This window comes from Weissella paramesenteroides (genome assembly GCF_051903945.1).
Lineage (GTDB): Bacteria > Bacillota > Bacilli > Lactobacillales > Lactobacillaceae > Weissella > Weissella paramesenteroides_A.
Window position 1 is genome coordinate 973,454 of record NZ_CP192268.1, and the last position, 18,641, is coordinate 992,094.

Below are 18,641 nucleotides of genomic sequence, written 5' to 3' on the forward strand. Positions count from 1 at the left end.
TAAAGACAAAATTTTTGCCAAAATGATTTTTGTTATAAAAATGTAAAAAAATGCCAATAAAACTGGTGCGATAACGTTTACAGTACATGCAAAACCTGGCAATAAAAATAATGTTGCATCAAATACTTGACAGTGCCCGATCATGTTTAACTTTCGATAATATATATTATGTAAACTAAAATAAGTAATTTTTCAACAATATAAATATTGGCAATAATTCTTACATATCCCCTGATATTCAGCTATTTATACTGACAAATAATATCTAAACATTTAGTACCTAACAAATTTTGATATTAGATATAAAAATAATCCGTAAATTTTATCTATAACAGTAATTATTCACGGATCATTTTTATTTTATTTCGTTGAATTCAGATTTAAAACACTGTCACGTTGAATTAATTCTGTTGGAATGTAGATAATTTGAGGTTCAGTCTTTTCTATATTTGAGTTCAGAAAAAGCTGCATAGCAATACGTCCAATTTCAGGAAAATCTTGTTTGACAGTTGTTAGCTTAGGTCGAGCTATTTGAGTTTGTTGGAGACCGTCAATGGTTACAATAGAAAGATCTTCAGGAACTTTTTTCCCATGATCATTCATTGCGTTTATTAGTCCTTGACCAATCATATCAGCAGTTGCAATTGCTGCTGTAAATGGCAATTGATTTATGTCATAACCAGTTGTAACACTCATATAACCAGTTTCGTACGAGTGATCATTACCATATAGGAAAATATTTTCATACGCTAAGTAATGGTCTGTCATTGATTTAATAAAGTTTGTACGACGAGTACTTGATATGTTAGTTGTCAGTTTTGTATCACCAATCAAGGCAATATTTTTGTGTCCCATAGTTATTAGATAATCGACGATATTATTCATCATTTCAAATTCGTTCGAAGTAACCGCAGAAATTTGTTCATTAAGCACAGCTGTTAAAGAAACTACTGAGATCTGTTCTTCTAGAAGTTTATCGATCATCCAAGAAGGAATATCTAAAGACAACATAAAGACAGCCCCCACCTGCCTAGATAACAACGTTTGAAATACTTGGTACTGATGATCTTCGTCTTCATCTAGATATGTAATTAATAATTCATAACCTGATGAAATAGTCGTTTCATAAAGTCCCTTGATTATCTCATCAGCAAAGTTTGTATGTATTAACGGTACAACGACGCCAACAGCACGACTTTTTTTACTTGATAAATCAGCCGCATTTTGATTCTTGTAATATCCCATTTCTTGTGCTAATTCTCTAACACGTTTTGCTGTTACTTCACTGTAGCGACCACGATTTGTCAGTATACGCGAAACTGAAGCAACCGATAACCCGGCTGAATTAGCAACGTCTTTTAAAGTGACTTTCATGAGCAACTCCTAACTTGTATCTTGATGTGTTTAATTATACACGGACTTTCTTGTAACACCATACAAATTGCGACAAATTCACAAACTTTTAGTTTTTAGAAACAACTTGACATAACAAATGGAAACGCTTACAATAATTGCGTAAACGTTTGTACAAGTTTTGCAAAACTTTTGAGATTTTATTTTGATTTATGAGGGGTTTCATATGGATAATTCAATGATGACAGGTAGTGAACTGAAAGAATCAGCAACATCTACTTCTAAGATAGTTAAAAATAGATTACCAAATTTAACAAAAGTTCAAATGTTTATGATGACATTTGGTTATTTTGGTACTCAAGTAGCTTTTTCAATGCAAACCGGAAGCATGGGTCGTATTTTTCAAACGATTGGTGCAGATCCGAATAATTTGGGATTTTTCTTCATCCTACCTCCTTTGGCTGGAATGATTATGCAGCCACTAGTTGGCTATTTCTCTGATAAAACATGGTTGCCAAAACTTGGACGGCGAATGCCCTATTTGATTGGTGGATCAGTTGTTTCGTTTATCGTTATGTTGATGTTACCTAATGCTGGTTCATTAGGTTTTGGGTTCGGATCTGCAGCTGCACTATGGTTTGGGGCCGTGACAGTATTATTTATGGACTTAGCAGCAAACGTTTCACAACAACCATTTAAAATGATCATTCCTGATATGGCGAATGAAACACAGTCAAATTCGTTATGGTCAATGCAGAATGTTTGGGGTAGTTTAGGAAGTTTAGTAGCGTTCGTTTTCCCCTTCCTCTTAACTGCTTTAGGAGTTGCAAATACTGCACCACGTGGTGAAGTACCGATGTCTGTTAAAATTTCATTCTATGCATCGGCAATTATTCTGGCTCTTTCGGCTTTCTTCACGATTAAAAACGTTAAAGAATATACACCGGAAGAAATGGCAAAGTATCACAATATTTCCGCAGCAGAGCAAAATGAAAAGTCTTCAATTGTCAATGTATTGAAAAGTGCCCCAAAGGTATTCTGGCTATTAGGTATTGTTGAATTCTTTGTTTGGTTTGCGATTCCTTATATGTGGACTTACTCAACGGGTGCCTTAGCCGAAAACATTTGGCATGTGACAGATCCATCAACGGCTGGTTATCAAGCAGCTGGAAATTGGTTTGGAATTGTTCAAGCAGTGTACTCTATCGTTGCAATTATTGTTGGACTTTTCTTTGCACGTTTAACTAAGAAGACTCGTCGACCTGCATATACGGTCAGCATGATTCTTGGAGGTATTGGATTTTTAATGATAGCATTTGGCACAACCAAGTTGTCATCAATCATCGCCTTTGCTCTATTTGGGGTTGCTTGGATTGCATTAATTACTATTCCATTTACAATTTTGACAAATGCACTAGATGGTAAACATGATGGTATTGTTTTAGGACTATTTAATTGCTTTATCTGTATTCCACAGATTGTTGCATCATCTATTAGTTTTTTAATTCTACCAGCTTTAGGTGGTTCAATGGCACATATGTTTATTGTTGCAGCAATAGCCTTCTTTATTGCAGGAATTGCAATTTGGATGGTTCGAGATGAGATTTAATATAATTAACTAAATGAAAGATAATCAATAAAAAGAATTGGAGAAAATAATGACAAAAGAAAATATTAAATGGTGGCAAAAAGCAGTTGTTTATCAAATCTACCCTCGCTCATTTCAAGATTCAAATAATGATGGTATTGGGGACTTAAAAGGTGTTGAACAACATCTAGATTACGTTAAGAAATTAGGTGCAGATATTATCTGGTTGAATCCAGTTTACAATTCACCAAATAAAGACAATGGTTACGATATTTCTGATTATCAAAGCATCAACCCAGAATTTGGAGATATGGAACAATTTGATCACTTGTTGGCAGAAGCGCATGAACGTGGTCTGAAGATTGTGATGGATTTAGTTGTTAATCATTCTTCTGATCAACATAAGTGGTTTATTGAGAGTCGTTCTTCAAAGGATAATGATAAGCGTGATTTCTATATTTGGCGTGACCCAGTTGATGGTCATGAGCCTAATAATTGGGGATCTTTCTTCTCTGGTTCAGCTTGGAAATTTGATGAAAAGACAGGTCAGTATTACCTACACCTCTTTGCCGAGGGACAACCAGATCTTAACTGGGCAAATCCTAAATTGCGTGAGACTGTTTGGAATATGATGAATTGGTGGGTTGATAAAGGAATTGATGGGTTCCGTATGGATGTTATTTCATTGATTTCTAAGCCAGATGGATTACCTGATGGCGAAGTTCCTCAAGGAGATATCTACGGTAATTCAAATCGTGCTGTTGCCAATGGTCCTCATGTTCATGAGTATTTACAAGAAATGCGTAATAAAGTACTGAACAATGCTGACATGATGACGGTTGGTGAAGCCTCAGGTGTTGATATTGAAAATGCTAAAGAATACGCATCAAACGATGGCAAAGAATTGAACATGGTATTTCAATTTGAACATGTTGAATTAGATGGTAATCCTGATGCTGCTTTAGGAAAATGGTATGATCAACGTGTTTCTCTACCTAAATTGAAGGAAAATCTAAGTAAATGGCAATATGAACTAGATGGTAAAGCATGGAATTCATTGTACTGGAATAACCATGATCAACCACGTGCAGTTAGTCGCTATGGTAGTGACAAACCTGAGTTCCGCGTTGTATCTGCTAAAATGGTTGGTACCCTACTACACTTCATGCAAGGAACGCCTTATATTTATCAAGGTGAAGAAATTGGTATGACAAATGCTTATAACTTAGGCTGGGATGATTTCAATGATATTGAAATTTTAAATGCGCGTGAGTATTTGGTTAATAAAGATCACTTAATTGATGATGATACATTGTTGCGCTATGTTCACTACAAAGGACGTGATAATGCACGTACCCCTATGCAATGGACTGCTGGTAAGAATGCTGGTTTTACTGATGGTACTCCTTGGTTAAAGATGAATGACAATTTTGGCGAAATCAATGTTGAGGAAGCTTTAGCTGATAAAGATTCAGTCTTCTATTATTATCAAAAGTTGATTCAATTACGTCATGAGTTACCTATTATCACAACTGGGCATTATCAACTCTTGGATCCAGATGATGAAGAAGTATACACATACAAGCGTATTGGTGATGATGAAGAGTTATTAGTCATTAATAACTTTACTGCATTAGAACAGTCTCGTGACTATGATGTTCCTGCTAATGCAGAGGTACTAATTAGTAATTATCCAGATGATCAAGGCACAACATTGCGTCCATTTGAAGCAAAGGTATATCGTTACAAAAATTAATAACACAAAAAAGCACATCGTTTTGATGTGCTTTTTTTGTGTTATTAATTTTAATATAGCCAAGCGGCAAGTGCATATAAGAAAATGAGATGCGCTGGATAGAAGATATAAAAGAAGTATTTCATACCCCGTCCCTTTGATCCGTTATATAAAGCAATTGGAATGATGGCGAAAATCATCATCCATTGTGTAGAACCAAAGAAACCATAGATAGCTGCGACTACAACGATACTTAATAATTGTGCCCATCGAACGTTTCGGAATATATACATGATTGGAATAAGCAAAACCATGGCACCATTTTCTGCAAGCATAATTGCTGGATTAATGGCTAATAAAGCTTGCATGATCAATTTTTGAGTTAAAGAAATTGAACCACTTGATGCAAGTAAGGGCATCATGATTATTGATAACAAGAATGGCAACAAAAATAAGAGCACACCCACCGTGATATGTTTACCAGCATGACCATCCTTTACTTTCTCAAATTGATCGATGGCAACCATAAAAATGGTTCCAATAAACAAATCACGAAATATGTTATTGATCAATTGAACTTGTTCAAAACCAATAATTTGTTGTGTTAAGTTCATTAGTATTGCCATGACCACCATACTAATATACAAACGAAGCATATAAGTTTTCTTACTATGTGTATGGGCAAAGCCGACAACGGCCGTAAAGAAAAATAAAGTTGCTACTGGACGACCAAACCAATCTAACCATGCTGGTGCGCCAAACGGTGCAAAATTTTGATGAAAATGGTCAATGACCATTAAAACTAATCCAATGACCTTAATATCAAAGGTCGTCAGTTGTAGAAAATGTCCTTGCTTTGTCTTCATAAAAATACCTCTCAGTAAATATGTATTTGATTTATACAAATTATCATAAATGATATTATACAGAAAATAGTATCAAAAAAGCTACCGATTTCATCAAAATCGGTAGCTAAAAATTTTATATTTGTAAAAAAATTAGTTTTTGTAAACTGGTTTCTTAATAAATACCCAAATCAATAATGAAACGATCAACATTACCATATAGATATTAAAGACAACGGATAAATTACCACCAGCAAGTGATAAAATAATGGCACCTGCTAAACTTCCGAAACCAAATCCTTGGTAAATTAGAGAGTAGTTTTGACTATGATTTTTCAAGCCGAAGTAGTCACCAACCATAGTTGGATAAACAGTAATCGTACCACCAAAGAAGAAACCAACGGCAATCATTGCGGCATAAAATACCGGAACACTTAGATGACTGCTAAATGCCAAAGTAGCTACGGCAATAAAGGTTACAATGTATGAAAGAATAAACATTGGCTTACGGCCAAACTTATCTGAAAGTGATCCAATCAAGAAACGACCAATAGTATTAGCAATTGCAACTACGGCAACAATATTTGTCGCTTGTGCAATATCTAATCCGGCCAAATTTGTACCTAAGTTAGATGAAATTCCAGTTAAGTAAACAGACAGAGAAATTGTTAGCAAGGCAATGAATAGCAAGTATGCTTGTGGCTTACGTAGCATCTCACGAGTTGTGAACTCATGGTGAGTTGGATCGTCAATAACATCCTCAGTCTTTGCTTCTGGTGCATCATGAATGAATAATGCACCACCTACGATTAGAAGCATTGATAAGAATCCCCATGCCATTAAAGCGTGTGGCAAGTTATGAACGATATTCGTTCCTAGAAAAGCTGAATCAATATATTTGAAAACAAATGAGCCTAATCCATAGAAAGCAACTGAGATACCAGAAATAAGTCCTGTTTTCTCAGGGAACCATTTAATGGCATTTGATAGTGTTGACATATACGCAATACCATCGGCAGCGCCTAACATAACACCTGCTGACAAATAGTATAGCCATAATTGATCTGCAGAACTAACGCGTGATGCGATAAAGACTGAAATACCAAATAAGATACCTGCTGAGATCGTGACTTTACGAACACCAAATTTCTTAACTAATGCGCCAACAAAAATTGTTGATAATGATAAGGCTAATGCACCAATTGAAAAAATCAATGAAATAGATCCTAAATGTGGCTGGACAGCCGCAGGTTTACCTGTAGCTGGATCTAATACCAATTGATGAAACATCTTTAAAATTGGTGTGTTAAAAATACTCCATGCGTAAAAGGTTCCCACACCCAATTGCACAAGAGCAGTACCAAAAATTACCAACCAACGATTGACAACTTTTGGTTGACTCTCTGACGATAATGCAGTTTGCATAATAATATCTCCTTAAAAAACCTAAATTAAACGTACACGTCGTGAAAACGCTTACGGTATTTAAATATAGTCCCATTTAAAGGATTTGTCTACATAAATCGTTATAAAAATCGGGAATTTATTTATTCCAGATTCTTTTTGAAAGAAAAAAGATAGGTACACCTTATTTAGTGCCCTATCTCATTTAAATTGATATTAATACAAAAACGATTATCCCTCTAATTTATGGCTAAGTTTCTGTAGTTTTGTTTCAATTGTGTTTGTGTGACCAGGTCGAATATCGGCATTCAAAGAAACATATGCACGGATACCTTTATCTGTTAACGTTTGAATGGCCTTTTGCACAGTGTTCATAACATCTGACCACTCCCCCTCAATTTCAGTACCCATGGCGGTTGTTTTGTAAGTAAGTCCAGATTCTTCGATTACCCCAATTATATCGTTTACATAGCTACTTAGTTCATCACCAACACCAAATGGTGCTATCGCAACTGAAATTAACGTATTCATTTTTAAATCCCTCTCTTCAATACATAGTCTATATTTATTATAACATTTAATACATTACTTAGTGTTGTGCCGCTTGCTCCCAAAAAGTAAGTTCATATTGATAAGATGTTAAATATGTTGATAAATAAGCTTGCTGTGTTTCAAAAGATAGTTTCTGCCAGTCAGGTACCTGCTGATCAACTACTTGCCAGCTCCGTTGAGTGAATGCTTTATAATCGGAACTCGTGTAGTAAGCTAACCAAGGTTCATAGGTATTACTAGGAAACTTATTAATAAAATGAGCGCCTATTAAATGGTACGACTCCGTACATGGTAATAAAGCCAACATCGCATTTGTGGCATCACCTTGCATAATCGTCTTTTCCATGTGCTCTAGATAGGCTAAATTATGTTGGTCAGGTGGTATATTTAGCATTGCTTGGCTTGCTAACAAGGCATCGTGAGCAGTTTGTTCATCTGTAGACACAGGCTTTGAAGCTTGCTGTAATGGTGTTAATTTTTCTATCGTTAAGTCAAATAGTTTACCGAAATAGTCGGTATAATAGGTATCTTGTGCAACATAATAATCTCGCTGTGTTTGCGATAAATTATCTGATCCTATGCCTTGTACAAAAGATGAGTGATAGATATCATTCCGTACTGATGCTGACTGTTGTAATAGAAATTCATGAAAGGTCATTGGTTTCCCTCCGTCCCCATTGTGATAGCTACCCAATGATTTAATGGGCCATGACCATGACCAACATTGATTGTTTGACGAATGGCTTCGTAAGTAAATTTTTTAGCAACAGGCATAATATCCTTCAAATCATATCCTTTTGCTAGATTTGCAGTTATAAAAGATGATAAGGTATCACCAGTTCCATGCGTACGTTTAGTTTTGATACCAGGCATTGTGAGCCATTCTGATGAACCGTCAGCATATAGCATATAGTCAGCAAATTCATTTTTTGAATCAGCACGATGGCCACCTTTTATCAAGACATTTTTAACCCCCATATTTTGGATTGTCCTAGCTGAATTAATAATGTCTTGATCATTTTTCAATGCACTACCAACAAGTACTTCAGCTTCCGGTAGATTTGGTGTTATCAAGAATGCGAGTGGTATAAGTTCTGTCTTTAAAGTATCGATCGCTGCATCACTTAATAAGTGCGCGCCACCCTTTGCTACCATTACTGGATCGATAATTAATTTTCCAAGGTTATGTGTCTGCCATCCTTGTGCAACCGCATGAACACGAACCTCATCCAGTAATGCGCCAGTTTTGGCTGCTTTGATATCCAAGTCATCAGCAATACTTTTAAATTCCTCTAAAATAAACTTTGCAGGAATCGGATATTGATCCTGCACACCATAAGTATTTTGAGCGGTTAGCCCGACCACAATCGTCGCAGCATAAACGCCTTGATTATGAAATGTTTTTAAATCCGCATTGATACCAGCCCCACCACTAGCATCAGTTGAAGCAATTGTTATAACTTGTGGTATATCTATCATGATTCCTCCTGCATTTATGGCAATTTAAAAAGCACAGAAAACCAGGAAATTGGTTTTCTGTGCTTTAAATCGCATTGACCATTACTTTCCTTCGTTAGTACTAACTAAACAGGTTCAAAGGGTCCGTTAATTAACGTCTCAGCCAAAAGGCTCCCCTAGTAAATATTAAATTACATGCTAATTATCACATTTATTTTTGGGTAGGTCAACAAATTATAAATTATCTGATAGGGCTAGTATTTCTGCTACGATAAGATCGATACCAGTTTGGTAGTTCGCCAAATTAAAGGATTCGTTTGCTCCATGAGCTGTTGATGGTTCATCTGTTGGAATGATACCAAATCCAACACCACTTGACATTAGACGTCCGAAGGAAGCCCCACCATTAACGCCTTGGTCGGGTAATTTACCAGTAACAGACTGAAAAGCATTCGCTAACAATTTAACAAGCTGGTTATCTTGGCCCACATAATGTGGCACAAGTCCTGCCGGATCACGAACGATGTTAGTTAACCAAGGTTCATCAATCAATATTTGCTCAACGGTTTCGGCTTCATCAAACGCTAGTGAATGACGGAAGTTCAGGTTAATATGTCCAGCTGTATTGTTAATGAAGTCAGTAATGCCAACATTTTGACTGGTTTTTCCAAGCTTTGGTTCTGATTTACCATACCCAGAATGCTCACCGTAGGGGTCCTTATGTAATTTTTGTCCAATAAATTGTAGGAAGTTAGCCGCATTACCTTTAAAGTCATACTGTGCTAAAAAATTAGCAAGATAGGTTGCGGCGTTTTTGCCAGTTTCTGGGCGTGCAGCATGGGTTGCAACGCCTTGTACTGTCAGAACAGTTTGTTCACCGTTTGGATTTAAAGTTCCTGAAATATCTTCTGTTTGACAGTATTGGTCAAAGTTATTCTGCAAATCATTGACAGAAATGCCAGATAAAGTTGCAGTAGCAAATCCAGGTAAAACATTAGTTGCTGACCCACTTTTAAAGTTGATTAACTTAATTGGGGCATCTTTAGGATTTGTGGCATCAAAATATAAATCAAGCTGACTAATACCCTTTTCACCGTATGATAGATTTGCTGCACCATCAGGTGAAAAACCATATTGTAGGTCCCCTTCCTCTGCAAAATACTGGTGCATATCTGCCCATTCGCTCTCTTCATCAGTACCAATGATAAATCTAATTTGGTGTTTCAATGGGAGTTGGGCATCTTTAATAGCTTTAATTGCATAGTAAGTTAACATAACGGCTGCCTTCATATCATCTGCCCCTCGTGCATAAATATGATTGTCATCTTTAATAACTGGCGTGAATGGTTCAGTTTGCCATTGATCAATATCGTTTACAGGCACAACATCGACATGCACAATGACACCAATTGGCTGTTCATCATCTTCAGGTCCAATATAGATGTATCCTGCTCGATTACCAACTGTTCCCACTTTCTCAAAGCCATCACGCTTGGCAATTGTCATCATAAAATCAAGAGCTGCTCTTGGACCAGGTCCATAAGGGGCATCCGTTGTGGCTAGTGCATCATTTCTTACAGAATGAATTTTAAGCAATTCTGTCAAATCGTTTAACCAAGCATCATGATATGTTGCTGTATTAATTATATTCATTTAATAAATCTCCCAAATAATTCATTATATTATCATAATCTTAGCAATTATTGAAATAATATGCAATAAAAATAATTAAAAGCGAATAAATAAACAAAAAAGAGACTGATATATAACTAGCTATCATAAACTAAGAAGGCAGAAATCTACCTATTTGAATTTGGTGGATTTCTGCCCCTTTAAACGTGTTCCAAAAGACTGAAGCCTTGTTGTTACAATCGGCTTCAGTCTTTTGGAACACTCACTTTTTGTATCAAATTGTGCAAACTAAATCAAATGACGCTGAAATATTTCTTGATATAGTGCCGTTATTGTTGTGTTTGCAAGTCGTTTTGGCCGCTTAGCTACTAAAATTTGACTGACACCAGCCTCCTTCAATGTTTGCTTAGCCCAAGCTTTTGTTCCAAACAATGCCATTATTATGCCTCCTTTGTCGACTTAAACTATGAAATAAATGATTATATAAAATATAATCATCACAAAGTAACCATAGTACGAACAAGGCAGGTAAAGCAAGGAAAAGCTTTTACGATGTTATTGAATAACGAACATCAGTATTGGAATAACTAACAACATCAATAAGGTTGTTTGTGTAATACTAATAGACGCAAATTTATAATCTGCTTTGTATTCGAGAGCCATGACTGCTGCGTTGGTCATCGCGGGCATAGCGGACTGAATGATAAAGACTTGTTTCAATAAAGTAGGCAAATCAAATGGCATCATAATGAGAGCCATTGTGAGTGGTGCTAAAACAAAACGACTTAATGATAAGGTTACAGTCTCTTTATTTGGTAACAAGTCTTTACGAGAAGTCTTCGCAATGGCGAAACCAATAAATACTAGTGCCAAAGGAACATTTGTATCCCCTAATTCTGTTAAATCAGTAACTAAAAATGATGGTAGTTTTATATTAATAAAAACTAGGATTAGTGAGATGAGTAGCGCAATCATTGGTGGGTTAAAGACACCAGCTAGCGTTTTTTTCATATTAAAATGGTTATTGTCATGATTGCCATCGATTGAAATCATATAAACACCTATTGTCCAAAATACAGTCGTGTTGGCCATATAATAGATTAAGACATATGGTAAACTATCCATACCAAATAATGCCATATTAACTGGTAAACCAACGGTTATTGTATTTGAATTAAAAAGTAGCGATTGAAAAAGGCCTTTATGTTTTGGATCAACGTGAATAATGCGCGCAATAAAAAATGATAAGACTAACAGTAGCATCATACTGCTTAGTGGAAATAAAATATTTGTTCCCATTGCCAATAATGTTTTAGGTGTGAAGTCTTGAGGTATATGAACAATTAAATAAGCTGGTAATGCAACTTTTGAAATAAAGCCAGATAAAAATCGACTTATTTTACCATCGGAATCATCAAAAATGTTTCCCCTAATTAAAATAAACCCCATTGCTACTAACCCTAAAATCATTAAAACACCAGTTATACTATGGGTTAATGCCGCCATTTAACTATAAATTCCTTCTTTCTAAAAAGATAAAAAAAAGATGGCTAATTAGCCATCTTTTATGCAACAGTATTAATTAAAATTATGGCTTTTATTTGCTATGTGAAGTACATCCATCACTAACGCTAATTCTTTGTCATTAGTATTATATTTTTCAAGAAATTCTTGATGATATAAAATGCCAGCTAGTGAACCAACAAGAGGCATAATACGCTCTGATTCGCCTGGTAAAGTTTGAGTAAGTGATATTGCATTTTCAAAACTTGTACTATTCAGTATGACCCAAATCGTTGCTGCCAATGTATCAACAACATATCCTGATGTATGCAATGACTCTACAGATTCACTTTTTAAATCAGGTTTATTTAGTGCTTGAAATGCTGGTAAAAATTGTGCAAATATTTGGTGTTGTGAATAGTATTCATAAGAACCACTCACTGCTTGATCAACTGCTTCAATAAGCGACATATTTTGTAATATGTTATTTACTAGCATTGCATATAAACCACTAGCAATTAATGACTGGGGATGATTATGGGTCAAACCAGTAATCTGATGTAACATTAACATCGCCGGTTCATGAGAGACAAAATCTTCACCATATTGCGATCGTAGATACAATATAACCGGCGTAATATGCATTAGAGCACCATTTCCATTGTCGGATAGTTCACGACCACCTGAATTAAATGGATCACTTGTTCGCTCGTACTTATCCAATGCGAAGGTTGTTGTGCTACCAACAGTTATGGGTTTTTTGGCATGTTTAGTGTATTCACCGGATTGATACCAACTTAGGTATCGATCCATCATGTCAGTTAAATTATAACCATATGACAGGCTACTGATTGTTGCTAAAGTTAAAGCGGAGTCTCCACTCCATGATGTTCGCTGACTGTCAACTTGCCGTTGTGCGATTAAATCACCAGTAACTAAACCTAGCGTACTGTTATTTAGGGGACTATACGGTAAAACCATGTAAAACTCCATCCTTTCAAGAATATTATTGTAACACTCATGTAAACTGTTGGCAAATTAAGCGTGAATACACTATAATTATTTTTGAACATTTAAAGGAGCAAACAATGACAGAATCAACAGTAAACCAGAACTTTGACATTTTTTCACTCGTATTGTTACGTGATCATCTATTACCTGAATTATTACAAGATGATCAATCAGAGATTACATACTGGGCTGGTAAGTCAATCGCAAATGAGTTCCAATTAACTGGAACTAATGAAATTCAGAATTTCTTTATGTCGGCTGGGTTTGGTTACCTTTCAAACACTTCTCAAAAATCATTTGAACAAAAATGGTTACTAAATGGTCCTGTTGTTGACGAACGGTTGCTTAAGCATCCAGATGCAAGTTTTGCGTTTGAAGCTGGATTTTTGGCACAAGAAATCCAACAACTAACAAATTGTGGTGCAGAGGCACAGTGGGAAAATGGTAAAAATTCAGTAACCATTACTGTTATCACTGAAGAATCCATTGAGATGCCAGACTAACGAATCAAATAAAAGACCTATAAATTAGCTTGCAAAAAGCTAATTTATAGGTCTCTTTTTATAGTAGCGTAAATTTAATTAAATGAACCCACAAACTTATAAATTGGATAACCTTGTGAGGCAAACTTATGTTCATATTCTGTTTCAACATTGTCGATCATTTTATCTTCATCCTCATGAAGGTTTAAAGATATACCAGCTGGATTAAAACGAATGCCAAAGTTAGCAAAAGAATAAAGTGAATATTCAAATAAACCACGATTATCAGTTTTGAATTCAAGCTCGCCACCTGTGGGTAAAACGGCTTGATAACTTTTAAGGAATGACTTATAAGTTAGGCGACGAGATTCATGACGTGTTTTTGGCCAAGGATCAGAGAAGTTTAAAAATAGTTTACTAACCTCACCCTTAGCAAAGTATGTGTCTACACCGGCACCATCACCATAGATAAACTTTAGATTTGGTAGCTCAGATTCATCTTCATCTGCTTTACGACCGGCAACAGCCACTGCTGCCTCTTGAATTTCCATACCAATGAAATTGATATCAGGATATTTCTTAGCCATACCAATAATAAATTGACCTTTACCAGTTCCAATTTCAATTTGTAGAGGTTGTTCTTTCGTAAAAATGCTCTGCCAATTGCCTTTTAATGAAACAGCACGGTCTTGGTTGATAACGAGGTCCGCATGATTTTCTAACCATGGTTGTGCCCACTTTTTATTTCGTAAACGCACGAGTGTTTCTCCTTTGTGTGCTTTTATTGATTTTTTGTTCCGTATACCAGAATACCAAAATGCCACCTACCACGACAAGACAAATTAGATTTTGTAACAACAAATTAATGCTAGGGTCGGCGATAAAGCCAACAATCACCCATATTAATTGTGTTGCTACTAACCAAGGTAGCATTGCTAACTGAAATGCTCGTAAACGTTGTTGATTTGGGATTGGATACAAGAAATTAAAGACGATATGTTGATGTACATTGCTTAGTGGTATTAACTGTAACACTAGTAGGTAAAATAATATAACTAATAGTGTTGTTTGTAGCCAGCCAGTAGTAAACCATGCAGCTAGTCCACCAAATATAGTTAGTCGAAGCCACAACTTAATATATTGTGTCCGACGTATAAATGCCGTCACATACAACCTGGTAATTGGATTGTTGTTGTGCTTATCCCAAAAAACAATAAGCTTATCAGCCCAGGATTGCCGCTTTATCCATGGTGTAATTCCTGGTACGTCAATAAATAAGTTGAAAAATGATAGTACGATAAATTGATGATTTTCTTCAGATGTAACTAAATGCCGCCAATTAATTAATTTTGAATTGGAAGTATCTAAAAATAAACGCTGCTTTTGTGCAATATGTTTGGTTAGTAACATTTTTAAGGCAACTAAAACGATTGTAGCAACTAGAACTAATGGAATAGAATCTGTTAACAATCGAAAAATCATGGGCCATAATGCTAACAATACAATGCCTTCAACAATTCCATTAATAATCATGCTATATGTCGTTGCTTGCTTTATTAATTTTCGCAAGGATGCTTCATCACTTAACAGTGCTGTTGGATCAGCTTGTTTGATAAAATTAGTTGGATTTTTGAAAAAGATGAATGTCATTATGATGATAATGATGATTAGTAATCTTGTCCAAATATTTATGGGAGCAGTTTGCCATAATGATTGATATGCTAGTCCCCCAGCCCCTGCTAAAATAAATAATGCTAAGACAGCATGATCATTAAATACATACCTGAGGTACTTGAGGTATTGATGCCATCGCTTAGCGACACGATCTTGGAATAGATGATTTAATTTCATAGATCTTATTCCTCATTTACATTTAATTCAGGTACGAGTTTCGAAAAATCAGTTGCTGGCCCTTCTGCAGCTATTTGTCCATCCTTTAGGTAAACAAATTGATCAGCATGACTTGCAATGGTATTTAGCACATGAGTCGTTAAAAGAAAACTAGTACCTTCATTTTTTCTACTATCAATAAGGGTTAGTAAGTCATTAACAGCAATAACATCTAAACCTAAAAATGGTTCGTCAATGATAAACAACTTTGCCTCTGTAATGAAGGCCATCACAATCATTACTTTTTGACGCATACCCTTTGAAAAATGGGTAGGAAACCATGTTAATTTATCTTCTAGTCGGAAAATTTTTAACAACTGTTCAGCTCGTTGCCAAGCAACCTTTTCATCTAGCTGATAAGCAGCGATAGTTAATGCTAAATGCTCTTTTAGTGTTAACTCTTCATAAACGATTGGTTGTTCAGGAATATAAGCAAGTTGCGCTTTATATGCAACAGGGTTCTCTCTTAATGTTAAATTATTTAATGTAATACTACCCTGCTTGGGATTTAATAGACCAATAATATGATTGATCGTTGTTGATTTTCCAGAGCCGTTCAAACCGACTAACGCAGTTAATGTCCCATCAGGGATAGTAAATGAAATATCCTTTAAAACAGTTAGTTTGCCATATCCTCCAGATAAGTTCTTAATTTCTAAACTCATGTTATACACCTGTATTTCTATTATTTATTCTATTTTACCAAAAAACTTTCCATTATTTATACCAGACAGGAATTATAATTAACTGTATAATGAAGTTAATGTTAGAGGAGGAATATTAAGATGTCAGATGTATTTGATAAGATAATTGATGGTGAGATTCCTTCATATAAGGTATATGAAGATGACGATGTCTTTGCATTTTTAGATTTAACGCAAGCAACACCTGGGCATACACTGGTTGTCCCTAAGAAGCATGTCGCTAATATTTATGAATATGATGACGAACTAGCTGCACGTGTATTGGGTATTTTGCCTAAAATTGCTCGTGCTATCAAAGCAAGTGATGATAAAATTATCGGATTAAACATCATCAATAATAATGGTGAAGCAGCTGGGCAATCTATTTTTCACTCACACTTCCACTTAGTGCCCCGCTATATTGATGATGAGTTCGATATTCCTGTAGTTGACAATAGTGAAAAAATGACTGACACAATTTATCAAGAACGCGCAAAAAAAATTGCAGCACAATTTGAAAAGGATTAATTTATGTTTGAAAAAGCAAAAATACGATTCCACGATTTGAAAGATGCTATTAAATATGAGAAAGATTCTGTTAATGATATAAAAAAATCAGTCTCAGACATTCAAGAGTCTTTAAATGGTATTAATTCTTTAGTAAATGACTTGCAAGGTCAACTTAAAAAATTGGATTTCAAAAATAAACCTCATCTTGAGCGTATTAATGAAGCACAAACACGCATCACGGAATCTTTAGCTAACTTTCCCAAAAAGCAAAAAAAATGAATAGACATACCGAAGAGAGTGCAAAAATTAATTTCAGTCTCTTGGAACGTATTTAAGGGTGATCAATCTTCCGACTTCAGGTCAGTGGCGTGATCATCTTTTTTATTGCCTAATATGATAGACAATCATGTATTTGATTTTCATTTTGAATAAGCGTAAAATTACAAACGTTCGTTTTAAAATTACAAACGTTCGTTTTTTAGAATAAATATGCACATTTTTTTGATGTGAAGTGAGGTTTTTTTGATGAATCAGAAAGATAGTGCCTCATTTTTTGGTCAACCACAAGGTTTAATGACTTTGTTCTTTACTGAAATGTGGGAGCGCTTTTCATACTATGGTATGCGAGCCATACTATTATTTTATATGATATACGCCGCTGATAAAGGTGGTTTGGGATTTAATGCCGTCACTGGTGCGGCAATTATGTCTATTTACGGCTCGATGGTCTATCTATCAGGTATCATTGGTGGGTATCTAGCAGATCGTATTTTAGGCTCTTGGCGGACGGTATTTTATGGTGGTGTCCTCATTATGTTTGGTCACATTGCCTTATCAATGCCATTGGGAACAACTGGTCTTTTTTGTTCGATTTTCTTAATTACCTTAGGTACCGGCCTGTTGAAACCAAATGTCGCAACAATGGTAGGGAATCTATACGCCGCCGATGATGAGCGCCGAGATGCTGGTTTCTCAATTTATGTTTTTGGAATTAATTTAGGTTCCTTTATCTCTCCGATTTTAGTAGGATGGTTTCAAGTACATGTTAACTTCCATGTTGCCTTTTCATTAGCTGCTATAGGAATGTTTATTGGTCTGATTCAATATACGATTGATGGACGGAAACACTTAAGTAATGTTTCGAAAAAAGCGCCATCACCTTTGCAGCCTGAAGAAATCAAATCATTAATTTGGAAAGTTGGATTGGGAATTATTGTTATTCTGTTAATCTTAGCTATTTTACAAATGACAGGCACGTTGAATATTAATTCAATTATTAACCTATTAACGGCTGTTGCTATCCTTGTGCCAATTGCTTATTTTGTCGTCATGTTAACATCAAGTAAAACGACTAAGTTTGAACGACGCAAAGTTGTGGCATATATTCCATTATTTATTGCAGCAATGTTGTTCTGGGTCATTGAAGAACAGGGATCAGTTGTTTTGGCGCTATTTGCCTCAAACCAAACAGCGCTTCATGGCATTCCTGCTTCTTGGTTTCAATCATTGAACCCACTATTTATTATGCTATTTACGCCTTTCTTCGTTTGGTTATGGTCAAAGAAGTTACGTGATAAGCAACCGGCAACGGGCGTAAAATTTGCCTTAGGACTTGTATTTGCAGGTTTGTCATATGTTTGGATGGCTTTCCCAGGGATGCTATTTGGTGTAAATAATCATTTTAACCCACTTTGGCTTGTAGCTTCTTGGGCATTAGTTGAAATTGGTGAAATGTTAATTTCTCCAGTTGGTTTATCAGCATCAGCCAAGATGGCTCCTGTTGCATTCCAAGCACAAATGTTAACTGTTTGGAATCTATCTGATGCGACTGCTCAAGCAGCCAATGCACAATTAGTTAAGCTATATGCACCTAATACTGAAATTGCTTACTTCTTGATTATTGGACTTGTTACTGTGTTAGCAGGGTTATTGCTTTGGATTGCAACCAAAAAAATAAAAATTTTGAATGATAGTTTAAGTGAAGCTAATTAAGTA

19 protein-coding genes and 1 riboswitch are annotated in these 18,641 nt (G+C 35.5%); of the genes, 6 read left to right on the forward strand and 13 right to left on the reverse strand.

Annotation, left to right across the window (positions count from 1 at the left end; genetic code table 11):
* Positions 1 to 360: 360 nt before the first annotated feature.
* Entirely contained in the window at positions 361 to 1,374 is a 1,014-nt protein-coding gene (locus ACQ4QH_RS04640; RefSeq protein ID WP_439819443.1) for a LacI family DNA-binding transcriptional regulator, read from the reverse strand.
* A 220-nt stretch (positions 1,375 to 1,594) separates the two neighbouring features.
* Between ACQ4QH_RS04640 and ACQ4QH_RS04645 the strand changes: the two genes are divergently transcribed.
* On the forward strand, positions 1,595 to 2,962 hold the full coding sequence (locus ACQ4QH_RS04645) for an SLC45 family MFS transporter (protein WP_439819506.1): 1,368 nt from the start codon (positions 1,595 to 1,597) through the stop codon (positions 2,960 to 2,962).
* A 49-nt stretch (positions 2,963 to 3,011) separates the two neighbouring features.
* On the forward strand, positions 3,012 to 4,697 hold the full coding sequence (locus tag ACQ4QH_RS04650; protein WP_439819444.1) for a glycoside hydrolase family 13 protein: 1,686 nt from the start codon (positions 3,012 to 3,014) through the stop codon (positions 4,695 to 4,697).
* Between the two features lie 50 nt (positions 4,698 to 4,747).
* Here ACQ4QH_RS04650 and ACQ4QH_RS04655 read toward each other — a convergent pair whose 3' ends face one another.
* From ACQ4QH_RS04655 to ACQ4QH_RS04695, 9 genes are all read right to left on the reverse strand, one after another.
* Positions 4,748 to 5,542 (reverse strand): TraX family protein, encoded by a 795-nt coding sequence (locus ACQ4QH_RS04655; protein ID WP_439819445.1) that lies wholly within the window; start codon positions 5,540 to 5,542, stop codon positions 4,748 to 4,750.
* 132 nt (positions 5,543 to 5,674) lie between these two features.
* Positions 5,675 to 6,946, reverse strand: coding sequence for an OFA family MFS transporter (locus ACQ4QH_RS04660; RefSeq protein WP_439819446.1), 1,272 nt, complete (start codon positions 6,944 to 6,946; stop codon positions 5,675 to 5,677).
* 210 nt (positions 6,947 to 7,156) lie between these two features.
* On the reverse strand, positions 7,157 to 7,456 hold the full coding sequence (locus tag ACQ4QH_RS04665) for an MTH1187 family thiamine-binding protein (RefSeq protein ID WP_002827191.1): 300 nt from the start codon (positions 7,454 to 7,456) through the stop codon (positions 7,157 to 7,159).
* 58 nt (positions 7,457 to 7,514) lie between these two features.
* A complete protein-coding gene (locus ACQ4QH_RS04670) occupies positions 7,515 to 8,135 on the reverse strand; it encodes a TenA family protein (RefSeq protein WP_439819447.1) in 621 nt (206 codons plus the stop codon).
* Positions 8,132 to 8,956, reverse strand: a complete 825-nt coding sequence (gene thiD, locus ACQ4QH_RS04675) for a bifunctional hydroxymethylpyrimidine kinase/phosphomethylpyrimidine kinase (RefSeq protein WP_439819448.1) — start codon at positions 8,954 to 8,956, stop codon at positions 8,132 to 8,134. The genes ACQ4QH_RS04670 and thiD overlap by 4 nt, the downstream gene beginning before the upstream one ends.
* 69 nt (positions 8,957 to 9,025) lie before the next feature.
* A riboswitch (TPP riboswitch) is annotated at positions 9,026 to 9,123 on the reverse strand.
* 46 nt (positions 9,124 to 9,169) lie between these two features.
* Positions 9,170 to 10,588, reverse strand: coding sequence for a Sapep family Mn(2+)-dependent dipeptidase (locus tag ACQ4QH_RS04680; protein WP_439819449.1), 1,419 nt, complete (start codon positions 10,586 to 10,588; stop codon positions 9,170 to 9,172).
* A gap of 267 nt (positions 10,589 to 10,855) precedes the next feature.
* Complete coding sequence (locus ACQ4QH_RS04685) at positions 10,856 to 11,005, reverse strand: hypothetical protein (RefSeq protein ID WP_439819450.1); 150 nt, start codon at positions 11,003 to 11,005, stop codon at positions 10,856 to 10,858.
* 117 nt (positions 11,006 to 11,122) lie between these two features.
* Positions 11,123 to 12,073, reverse strand: a complete 951-nt coding sequence (locus tag ACQ4QH_RS04690; RefSeq protein ID WP_439819451.1) for an AEC family transporter — start codon at positions 12,071 to 12,073, stop codon at positions 11,123 to 11,125.
* Between the two features lie 72 nt (positions 12,074 to 12,145).
* Complete coding sequence (locus ACQ4QH_RS04695; RefSeq protein WP_439819452.1) at positions 12,146 to 13,051, reverse strand: ADP-ribosylglycohydrolase family protein; 906 nt, start codon at positions 13,049 to 13,051, stop codon at positions 12,146 to 12,148.
* Positions 13,052 to 13,158: 107 nt separating this feature from the next.
* Between ACQ4QH_RS04695 and ACQ4QH_RS04700 the strand changes: the two genes are divergently transcribed.
* Positions 13,159 to 13,584, forward strand: coding sequence for a DUF2507 domain-containing protein (locus ACQ4QH_RS04700; RefSeq protein ID WP_439819453.1), 426 nt, complete (start codon positions 13,159 to 13,161; stop codon positions 13,582 to 13,584).
* 74 nt (positions 13,585 to 13,658) lie between these two features.
* Here ACQ4QH_RS04700 and trmB read toward each other — a convergent pair whose 3' ends face one another.
* From trmB to ACQ4QH_RS04715, 3 genes are read right to left on the reverse strand one after another with little or no spacing between them, the layout of a single operon-like run.
* Positions 13,659 to 14,321 (reverse strand): tRNA (guanosine(46)-N7)-methyltransferase TrmB, encoded by a 663-nt coding sequence (gene trmB, locus ACQ4QH_RS04705; protein WP_439819454.1) that lies wholly within the window; start codon positions 14,319 to 14,321, stop codon positions 13,659 to 13,661.
* Positions 14,305 to 15,414, reverse strand: a complete 1,110-nt coding sequence (locus tag ACQ4QH_RS04710) for an ABC transporter permease (RefSeq protein WP_439819455.1) — start codon at positions 15,412 to 15,414, stop codon at positions 14,305 to 14,307. The genes trmB and ACQ4QH_RS04710 overlap by 17 nt, the downstream gene beginning before the upstream one ends.
* 5 nt (positions 15,415 to 15,419) lie before the next feature.
* Positions 15,420 to 16,118 carry an ABC transporter ATP-binding protein gene (locus ACQ4QH_RS04715; protein WP_439819456.1) on the reverse strand — a complete coding sequence of 233 codons (699 nt, stop codon included), beginning with the start codon at positions 16,116 to 16,118 and terminating at the stop codon, positions 15,420 to 15,422.
* Positions 16,119 to 16,238: 120 nt separating this feature from the next.
* Between ACQ4QH_RS04715 and ACQ4QH_RS04720 the strand changes: the two genes are divergently transcribed.
* From ACQ4QH_RS04720 to ACQ4QH_RS04730, 3 genes are all read left to right on the forward strand, one after another.
* A complete protein-coding gene (locus tag ACQ4QH_RS04720; RefSeq protein WP_439819457.1) occupies positions 16,239 to 16,664 on the forward strand; it encodes an HIT family protein in 426 nt (141 codons plus the stop codon).
* 3 nt (positions 16,665 to 16,667) lie between these two features.
* Positions 16,668 to 16,925: a hypothetical protein gene (locus ACQ4QH_RS04725; RefSeq protein ID WP_439819458.1), complete on the forward strand. Its 258-nt coding sequence runs from the start codon at positions 16,668 to 16,670 to the stop codon at positions 16,923 to 16,925.
* 246 nt (positions 16,926 to 17,171) lie between these two features.
* Positions 17,172 to 18,638, forward strand: a complete 1,467-nt coding sequence (locus tag ACQ4QH_RS04730; RefSeq protein WP_439819459.1) for a peptide MFS transporter — start codon at positions 17,172 to 17,174, stop codon at positions 18,636 to 18,638.
* Positions 18,639 to 18,641: the final 3 nt, after the last annotated feature.